The sequence below is a fragment of the Endozoicomonas sp. Z74 genome (assembly GCF_057680865.1).
This window is the reverse complement of sequence record NZ_JBLYZI010000205.1, coordinates 1-2,486: the sequence shown is the minus strand read 5'-3', so window position 1 is coordinate 2,486 and position 2,486 is coordinate 1. Positions and strand designations below refer to the sequence as shown.

The 2,486-nt window shown below is 37.9% G+C and carries 2 protein-coding genes; both read right to left on the bottom strand.

Annotated features, from left to right (window positions below):
- Positions 1-317: 317 nt before the first annotated feature.
- A complete protein-coding gene (locus tag ACNRUY_RS26180; RefSeq protein WP_488114606.1) occupies positions 318-1,229 on the bottom strand; it encodes a phosphatidylinositol-specific phospholipase C domain-containing protein in 912 nt (303 codons plus the stop codon).
- A gap of 266 nt (positions 1,230-1,495) precedes the next feature.
- Complete coding sequence (locus tag ACNRUY_RS26175; RefSeq protein ID WP_488114605.1) at positions 1,496-2,365, bottom strand: MFS transporter; 870 nt, start codon at positions 2,363-2,365, stop codon at positions 1,496-1,498.
- Between the last annotated feature and the right edge of the window lie 121 nt (positions 2,366-2,486).

The following is a 2,486-nucleotide window of genomic DNA, read 5'->3' as shown; positions in this document are numbered from 1 at the left end:
CATGATCCAGTCCTCTCGGTTGATCATGGCCGCTTCCCTGTTGTTTGCTCACTACAGGTGTCGGCCTGGTTAATCGAGGGGACATCTCAAACTGGTGATTTGGGGACATTAAGGGCTGGTGTTAACATCATAAAAGGCTGATGCAGGGCCTGATTCCTTCTAGAGGCGCTGAAGAGGTAGCTAAACAGCCCGCATCATACTGCGTTGAAGTTTTTGTAAAGGACTCATAGGGCCTAAAGACTAAGGTCATTAACTGAAGCTTCGCCCTTGTGGCTTTAGCCCCCTTGAGTCCTATGGGGTTGGCATCTGCAGGCTGTTTAGCTTGCAGGGTACGCACAGGACGTATTCGCATCTTCGTTAGACTGGATAGTAATCAGAAACTGATTTGACACGAATTTGTTGGTATTGATAGTTTTAACGCTCAGATCATCATAGATAAAATCATAGATAATAACGCCTCTTCCCGAAGTGCCTCGCATTTGGTTCAAATTATTTTCTATAACTGGATTGATTAAGTTAGCATAAGAAATTGGGGTCTTTAACTCTCCGTTTGTAGCACTTGCATGATTTAAAATTAATTTTCCGCTAGTCTTTTCATCAGGGGGTAGTAGCGCCTTGATATTTTTAATTTTACTTTCTAAGTCTGGTCCATCCCAATTGTCCTGAAGTAGGAGCTCGTTATTGTCATGCCAATTATAAGCCCAGCGCTTACCTTCAATGCTGGAAATATTCCATGGAGCTTCGGTGCCTTCAATAGCAATGATTTTTCCTCTTGCTTGACCAACAGTTGGCCAGCTATATGTTTTTTTTGCTCTTAGTTTCGGTTTGTATATTGAGTCAGCATAATCCGCCATTAATTTCTGAATGGCTGGTTTATACTGATCAAAATCATCTTTGTTTTCGTTTGAGTTTTGAATACGTACGATGACAAATTCGGAAGGGTTTTTATTCAGGAAATCCAGAATCTGGTCAAAAATAGTTCTGGCGGCGATATCACTAATCCATTCGCGATGAGCGGCTAATAGGTTGCGGGTTATTCTCAAGTCAATATAACGAACGCCAATATTTAACTGCTCTTTAAGAGTTAAATGTTGTGTTTTATAGTATTCATGATCACAGCTTGAGGTCATTGTGTCGTGAGTTCCAGGCAGGCATATTTCTGTGATCGTTTTTTTATCATCGATATATTTCAACCAGTGTGTTAGTTTGTTTTTCATAATAGGACGCATTTTAGTTAACACTCCATTCCTATAGTATTACAGTTTTGGTGTCGTGGGTCTTATTTTTTTCGGTATATCAAATGCAGATGGCTTCATGTGTATAGTGAGCTTTCTATTATTTGACAATACTCAAATTTAATTCGTTGTAACTCGTAAAATATCCCATGCAATGAACATCTGACACGGTGAAGGCAGTGAGCTGCTTTATTTCTATAAATCAGCTTAAACTGCCTGTAAAATATGTATAAATCAAAATCAATTATTACTTAATTTTTTTATGGGTATGAGACTTCCTGGTTAGTCAGGATTTTTTCCACTTTTTTCTCATTTTTAATTTTGATAAGTTTCCAGGAAAGCATTGAAGCAATTGCAGTCAATACCGACAAACCAATAAAAGCGTTGCCAATTATATGGGTTGGTGTTAATATCTCGCGAATAACTTCTCCTTGTTCATTTAATAGAGGGCTATATATAATTCTGCCTGGAATTAATGGTGCCAATAGAGCTGGCAGGTAGCCAATAGTAATTGCTAATGACATTGCTGCGCTTGTATTCTTTTTATCAATATTTGATTCACCAATAGGTGCATAATAGACACCACGGATCATAAAACAGCAAGCAGAGGCACATAGCATTAATATCATAATAGTGTTACTTATCAGTGGTTTTATAATGTTTTCAGGTGCCTGGCCTGGTAAATATTCGTTAACTGCTGCAGGATTCATATAGAAAATAATGGCAAGGCTTAATAACAATATAGATAAAATAAACGACATGAATCTCATAAAGTGTGCTGTAGATTTAAATGTTACTGTTACTAACACACTTGATAATAGTGGCAGCATACGCAATGCAATAACCACGGATGCAAATATTGCAGCAACAGTTGCAGAAGCACCATATCCTGCTTGCAGGAATCTAGCGAAATAGGTTCCTGCAGCAACAAATGTCCCATATATGCAAAAAACATTTAAGCCTGTGATCCAGACAACGGGATATTTCATCGATTTAAAAACGCCAGAAATAGCTTCGCTAACAGAGCTGGCACTTTCTGATGCGTCTTTTATTTTTGTATCTTTAGAAACAGCAAAGAAGATTAAAACAGCAGTCATCAAAATGATAATTGATGATGTAATCATCTGCATTAGTTCAGATCTGATCTGACAATTCCCTCTTCAAAAAAGGGAAGGGTTACCGATTTAGATAGAGGGTGAAATCACTGAAATCTAAATCGTAAAAAGGTAACCCTTATGATTCATACTAATC

Bases quoted from the DNA above. Each gene is read 5' to 3' on its own strand.
- ACNRUY_RS26180 (WP_488114606.1), bottom strand. From the start codon at position 1,229: ATGCGTCCTATTATGAAAAACAAACTAACACACTGGTTGAAATATATC.
- ACNRUY_RS26175 (WP_488114605.1), bottom strand. From the start codon at position 2,365: ATGCAGATGATTACATCATCAATTATCATTTTGATGACTGCTGTTTTA.